General features: G+C 47.5%; 6 protein-coding genes. 5 read left to right on the top strand and 1 reads right to left on the bottom strand.

The window, feature by feature from the left end:
- Positions 1-263: 263 nt before the first annotated feature.
- Positions 264-503 carry a hypothetical protein gene (locus ACYQ8U_RS22305; protein WP_459947771.1) on the bottom strand — a complete coding sequence of 80 codons (240 nt, stop codon included), beginning with the start codon at positions 501-503 and terminating at the stop codon, positions 264-266.
- Between the two features lie 233 nt (positions 504-736).
- Between ACYQ8U_RS22305 and ACYQ8U_RS22300 the strand changes: the two genes are divergently transcribed.
- The 5 genes from ACYQ8U_RS22300 (at position 737) to ACYQ8U_RS22280 (ending at position 6,498) form a co-directional block, all read left to right on the top strand.
- Entirely contained in the window at positions 737-1,462 is a 726-nt protein-coding gene (locus ACYQ8U_RS22300) for a FadR/GntR family transcriptional regulator (RefSeq protein WP_459947770.1), read from the top strand.
- Positions 1,463-1,637: 175 nt separating this feature from the next.
- Complete coding sequence (locus ACYQ8U_RS22295; protein ID WP_459947769.1) at positions 1,638-3,134, top strand: long-chain-fatty-acid--CoA ligase; 1,497 nt, start codon at positions 1,638-1,640, stop codon at positions 3,132-3,134.
- Positions 3,135-3,183: 49 nt separating this feature from the next.
- Complete coding sequence (locus tag ACYQ8U_RS22290) at positions 3,184-4,374, top strand: thiolase family protein (RefSeq protein ID WP_459947768.1); 1,191 nt, start codon at positions 3,184-3,186, stop codon at positions 4,372-4,374.
- 89 nt (positions 4,375-4,463) lie between these two features.
- Entirely contained in the window at positions 4,464-5,588 is a 1,125-nt protein-coding gene (locus tag ACYQ8U_RS22285) for a 3-hydroxyacyl-CoA dehydrogenase (protein ID WP_459947767.1), read from the top strand.
- 34 nt (positions 5,589-5,622) lie between these two features.
- Positions 5,623-6,498: an alpha/beta fold hydrolase gene (locus ACYQ8U_RS22280; RefSeq protein WP_459947766.1), complete on the top strand. Its 876-nt coding sequence runs from the start codon at positions 5,623-5,625 to the stop codon at positions 6,496-6,498.
- Positions 6,499-6,903: the final 405 nt, after the last annotated feature.

Here is a 6,903-nt window from a genome sequence, read left to right as displayed (position 1 = left end):
GCGGAAAGTAATCCGTTCAGATTTATAGATAAAGGCCTCGTCCTGAGGATAAAGAAGAGCATTGCGATTGATCACATCCGCATAGGTGCCAATCTGGTATCGACAGAGGTGCTGCAGGTTTAATTGTGCTTCCATTAGAATTCTCCTCTCCTTTTAAAACTGTTCTTACTAACCGAGCAGAGATGGACAAGTATCTTTAGACCGAATATTTCGAAGTCTGCGCTTATCTCTTGCAAAAGAACAAGAAAATATTCGGTAAGGTACTAATACGTCATAAAGCTTGACAGCCAGAGTGCCAGCATAGGGAACAACATGATTAGCCCCATGGCGAGGATCTCGACCAGAATGAACGGGATGGTGGCCAGATAAATTTGGCCCATGGTCGTACCTGCCGGTGCCAGATCTTTCATGATAAAGGGCAGGAATCCGAATTGGGGGGGCTTTGCACCCACTTCCAAACTAATTAGCATTAAAAGACAGAACCAGACACCGCCAAATCCCAAAGCATTTTGGTCCTACAGTTTTGGTCCTACATTAACTATTCTACATATTATATACGATTATCCTTGTCAATGTTTTTTGTTTTTGATATCAATATTTCTATTTCGATAAAGAAATCACAAAAATTTTCTAACCCCGATGAACGGAATAAGCACCTTGCAGATTGTTTTTTTGCAAAAAGAATAAGAAAACAATCTGTAAGGTACTCAATGATTTTTAAAGTGAAGGTTTACCTATGTATGCTTTTGAGCCCATTAAGCAGGCGAAAGCGACAGAAGAGGTTCTGGCGCAACTCAAAGAGGCGATCCTCCGTGGGGTGTATAAGGAGGGTGACAAGCTGCCGTCGGAAAGGGAAATGACGGAGCAGTTCAACGTCAGCAGAGGTGTGGTCAGGGAGGCCATCCAAGCCCTCCAGGTAACTGGATTTATAGAGAAAAAACAGGGGCCTCTTGGCGGCGCCTTTGTCAAGGAGATTACTTATGGTCTTCTGCACACGGGATTTTCCGATTTGTATTTTTCTGATAAGCTCACTATCTCCGAAGTGGTCCAGGTACGCCAATTGATAGAACCAGAGATAGCTCGTCTGGCCGCGCTGAATATCAACGACAGCTACCGAGAAAAATTGACAAAAGCCCTGCAGGAAGAGCGGCAACATCATGTCTCAGAGGACGACCTCATGAAAAAGCTTACCGCCATCCATTTTATCCTGGCGGAAATGTGCAACAATCGCCTCTTCCAAGGATTAATCACCGCTATTATTTCTTTGAACCGTAAAATTATAAGGGCAAAGTTACAAGATCTGTTGTCATTGCACGAAGCCGGGGAGCATGATGAAATCGTTGAGGCTGTCTTGAAAGGAGATCCTGAGGCAGCCAGAGAGGCCATGGCACGTCACAGCCAAGCCTTCGGCAACGAGATTATCCTCCAATTGGAGAAAAAATCCTCTGTCACTAATGCTTAGAGCCGTCCTGTCCAGAAGTAAAGGCGCTGGATTTGTCGCCATGCGGGTTGTTGACACGGTTTCTACGGCAACAGTGCAGCCATTTCTCTTTTCTCACAGGATGCCAACGTACTGAACGATAAACTATTTACACAAAAGCCCTTACAGGGCCGGAAAACAAGAATGGAGGTCGCAAATGAATGTGGTTGAAAACGTCGAGCGGGCGGCAAAGCTTTTTCCTGAAAAAACAGCTCTACTCTTTGAAGGTCGACAGATTAGCTATGCTGAACTGAACACCATCTCCAGCAAATTGGCCGACACCTTTCAAAAGCAGGGTGTTGCAAAAGGTGATCGTGTTTCACTCTACCTTCCGAACATTCCGGAATTCATTTTTTGCTACATCGCTCTATTGAAAATCGGGGCCATCGCTGTATCAGTCAACCCGATGCTGAAATCAAATGAACTGAAATATATTCTAGACGACTCAGGGACGGTCCTGCTTTGCACAGTGGAAGAACTGCTGCCGAATGTTAAACAGGATGAAATCGCCTCACTCAGACAGGTGCTCATCTGTGAGGGGAATGGTGAGGGTTCTCCAACAATCGCTGAGTGGATCGACAAGGGATCAACAGGGATCAAAACCTGTGACATGGATATCAATGACGAGGCGGTTATTCTCTATACTTCAGGGACCACCGGCTTTCCTAAAGGGGCAACCCTGACACACGGTAATGTCACGTCAAATGTCTGGGCAGCAGCCCACCATGCCGGCTGTAAAGCAGATGACATATTGGCGCTGTTTTTGCCTCTGTTTCACGTCTTTGGACAGAATTTTATCATGAACGGCTGCTTTACCAGTTGTGCCACCCTTGCTCTTTTTCGCCGCTATGTTCCGAATGTTGTTCTGGAGTCCATCGCCAAAGACAAAATTACCATGTTTTTTGCCGTACCAACAATATACATCGGTTTACTGAACATGGATCTGTCCAACTACGATCTTTCCTCCATCCGCTATGAATTTGCAGCAGCATCGCAACTGCCCCAGGAAGTTGCGTTGAAGTGGAAACAGCAGTTTGGCCGGGATATCTTTCAGGGTTACGGCTTGACGGAAAGCTCGCCATTTGCCTCATATAATCATGAATACAAGCCTAAATTCGGCAGCATCGGAACACCGGTTGAAAACGTTGAGATCAAGATCATGGATGAATCCGACCAGGAAGTTCCCACCGGTGAATGGGGAGAGATTTGCATCAAAGGGCCGGGGGTTATGAAAGGGTACTGGAACAAGCCGGAGGAAACGGCCAGAGCTCTGCGCAACGGCTGGCTCCATTCCGGCGATATCGGCAACAAGGACGAAGACGGATATATCTATATTGTTGATCGGGTCAAAGATATGATCAATGCGGCCGGCTTTAAGATCTGGCCGGCTGAGGTTGAAGAACATCTGTATCGCCATCCGGCCATTAAGGAGCTGGCAATATACGGGATCCCTCACCCTGAGAAAGGGGAAGCCGTTGCCGCAACCATCGTTTTAAAAGATAACGCTCAGCAGGTCAGCTCCGAAGATATTATCAAATACTGCCGTGAAAACATGGCCAACTATAAAGTCCCCAGTGTTGTGCATTTTGTCGATGAATTGCCGAAAAGTCCAACCGGAAAAATCCTCAAGCGTGTTCTTCGGGATGAAGCCTAATACCTTACGCTGTAAAGAGATATTATTTTTTTAACAAAGGAGAAATGTTATGTTCAGCAAAGCATATATCCCCTACAAAGGATATTACTGCACACCGTTTGCAAAATGGCAGGGAAGTCTGGCAAATGAAAATTCTATCACCCTGGGAGCCGCTACTTCCAAGAGATGGCTTGAAGCCAAAAACATCAGCCCTGAGATTTTCGACTATCTCATTTTAGGGATCACCATCGGTCAGCCCGCCGTTTTCTACGGTGGTCCATGGTCATCCGCTCTGTTGGGAGCGGAACATGTTCCGGGTCTGACGATCAGCCAGGCATGTTCTACTTCGACCACCGGTCTGTTCCAGGCAGCAATGGGTTTGGAGACCGATTCCTTTTCGACAGCCTATACGCTGTTTACCGATCGTTGCTCCAACGGTCCTCATACCATCTGGCCCAATCCCAATGGTCCTGGCGGACAAGTGATCTCAGAGAACTGGATGATGGATCATTTTGGCAAGGATCCCTGGGGGGGCGTTGCCATGATCCAGACAGCGGAAAATGTCGTTCAAAAAAGCGGAATTACCCGCGAGGAATGTGATGCTACGGCACTTCGCCGTTATCAGCAGTACACGGATTCCCTTGCCGATGATCGTGCTTTTCAGAAGAGATATATGTTTCCCGTGGAGATTCGCGTCTCAAAGCGGCAGACAATAATGCTTGAGTCTGACGAAGGAATACCGGAGACCACTGCTGAAGGACTTGCCAAGCTACGACCGGTCCTCCCGGATGGAAAACTGACCTTTGGCAGTCAGACTCATCCGGCAGACGGCAACTGCGGGCTGATTGTCACCACTAGGGACAAGGCAAAAGAGTTGAGCGATGATGCTTCCGTAGAGGTCCAGATTGTCTCCTACGGCTATGCTAGAGTTGAGAAGGCGCATATGCCCATGGCACCGGTTCCGGCGGCGAGGATGGCGCTGGAGAGGGCCGGACTGGCAATTGAAGATATCAAGGTGATCAAGACCCATAATCCATTTGCCGCCAATGATCTCTATATGGCCAAGGAGATGAACCTTGATATCAACACGTTTAACAACTACGGCAGTTCGATGGTTTTCGGTCATCCCCAGGCGCCAACAGCCGGCAGATCAATTATCGAAGGCATCGAAGAGGCAGTGCTCTTAGGCGGCGGTTATGTTTTGTTTACCGGCTGTGCAGCAGGTGACACCTCGGCCGCCCTGGTCCTGAAAGTAGGGTAGGCTGCTGTAATAATGATTGCTTGAAGCTATCGGGGAACCTTGAAAACGTTGATTTTTCAAGGTTCCCATTATCTTTTAAGGAGGATTATATGAAGGAAATCAATACGGTCGGTATCATCGGGTTTGGTGTCATGGGAGCTGCCATTGGTATGAATGCAGCAACTGCTGGCTATGACGTTATCTTCAAGGAAGTGAGCGAAGATCTGGTCAAATCGATGTACGACAAGTGGGTGACAAAAGTCCTGGAAAAAAGGGTGGCGGCCGGAAAAATGACTGCTGATGATATGAACAGCATTGCCGGCCGGATCAAGGGCACTGACAAGTATGATGATCTGCAGAGCTGTGACCTGATCATTGAAGCTGCTGTTGAAAATCTCGAGTTGAAACAGGGAATTTTCAAAACATTGTCCGATACCTGTCCCGAAGATACCATCCTCGTCACCAATACCTCGACATTTCTTATCAAAACAGTGATGGCCCAGGTGGCGAACCAGTCCCGCACTGCAGGCCTGCACTACTTTTTCCCGGCCAATGTAAACCGACTGGTGGAAATAATCCGTCAGGAAAAGACCAATGACGAGACGGTGGCAGCAATTCGTCAGTTTGCCGAGAAAAACAGAAAAACAGCAATCAATGTCAAGGATTTCCCGGGATTTGCCATAAACCCGATTTTCATATCAAGTTACATGGTATTGACATCTTTTTATGGCGACTACAATGCCGCCACCCTGGATGACATCTCCAAAGAGGCCCTAGGAGTAAAATTCGGCATCATGTGGGTTCTTAACTTCTCCGGTATGGGAACCGCCTACCATGCCGCCGAGTCCATGAACCAGTATCTTAAAGATACCGACGTCGGATTCCCGGAAGTCCCGAAGCCTCTGGAAAACTGTTTTAAGAACAATGAAAAGTGGGATCTGGAGAATGGCCCGGTGAGCATGGATAGTACGAGCCGCCAGGTGGTTATCGACAGGCTGCTGGGGACAATTTTCACCGTTGCCACCCATCTGGTTGAAAAAGATGTGGTCTCGGTAAAAGACCTGGATACAGGGGTTTGTCTCTCTCTTGCCTGGCCTGAAGGTCCATTCACCTTGATGAACAAGCTTGGCATGGAAAAAACCCGACAACTGATCACACAGGCCTGCGACTCTGACCAGCTCCATATGCCGGCAAGATTTGCTGACAGTACTCCGGCCCCCTGGGATATAGGCTGAACAATTTACTTGTCGTCAGCGGCGCTCAATCACCATGAACTTGATCGATATACCTTTTAACTGCGGTTCACACGATTTTGACGGGATGAATCTGAGCTATCTGGATAGTGGCGGTGAGAAACCGGTTCTCCACTTTTATCATGCCAATGGCTTCCCTGTCAGTGTCTACTTACCGATGCTGATCAGGCTGACAGATAGTTTCCGGGTGATAGCATTGGGGTTGCGCGGGCAAGATGCCCAGACCGCGGGAAATACATCCTGGCATGACATCGCCGGCGATTTGATACGATTTCTGGATGAGAAAAATACCGGTCCGGTGTTTGGTGTCGGTCACAGTGTCGGCTCAGTGGCGACAATTCTTGCTGCGGTACGCAGACCCGATCTTTTTAAAAAAATTCTCCTCATTGATCCGGTATTGCTGCCTTACAAAGCAGTGTTTGGACATGCCATGAGAGGATTGTTGGGAAGGAAGGGTCAACTTTCCTCTGCTCAACGGGCAAGGGCGAGAAGGTCGCATTGGACAGACCGCCAGGAAATGTATGGATATTTACAGTCAAAAAGCTTGTTTCGCAGGTTTCATGAGAGTTTTCTGCGATCATATGTGACATATGGTGCCAAACCTGCGAAACAAGGAGGAGTTGAACTGCTCTGTCCGCCCGAGGCAGAGGCACGGATATTTGAAAACTATCCCCTTGACATCTGGTTCCAGATACGCCGCTTGCAGACGCTTTCGCTGATCATCCGCGGAGAATACTCCGATGTCCTCCTGTCGCGAACAGTGGAGCGTTTTTGTGCTAGCGCGACAAACGCCAGGTCCTATGTCATGAAAGGCGCAGGGCACCTTATCCCCATGGAACAACCGGATACGTTGATTACTGTTATTGAGGGATTTTGCAATTGCACAATTTAAAGGACAGCAGACATCAAGTGATCTTGATGACAATTATAACCATGCTATGAGTAATTGACTTACTGTCAAGGATTGTATTCGTAAGTTCTGGGAAGATGTTGTTATTCCAAACATATTAAAGGTCAGTAAGCAGTATGCACAACAAGAAAGGAGAAGACATTGTTGAACACTATGACGATTGGAATTGTAAGGGCTGACATGAGGAGTTCCGCCATATCCCAGAGACCTGCCATGGAAATCATACGGAAATTATCAGCCGATCTGTTTGCCAGGTTGGATTCAATCTGTTCAAAAAAAACCATTTTAAGCAACCAATATACTAAGTCTTTATGTCAGACAGTTACTGTGAGGAGGTACCTATGAGCCCTTTAGTAAAAGGAGGCGGCTATCTTTTTGAAGCCATCG

It is taken from the genome of Desulfocastanea catecholica (assembly GCF_054657295.1).
The sequence above is the reverse complement of the archived record's forward strand: the minus strand, read 5'-3'. Positions and strand labels throughout refer to the sequence as shown.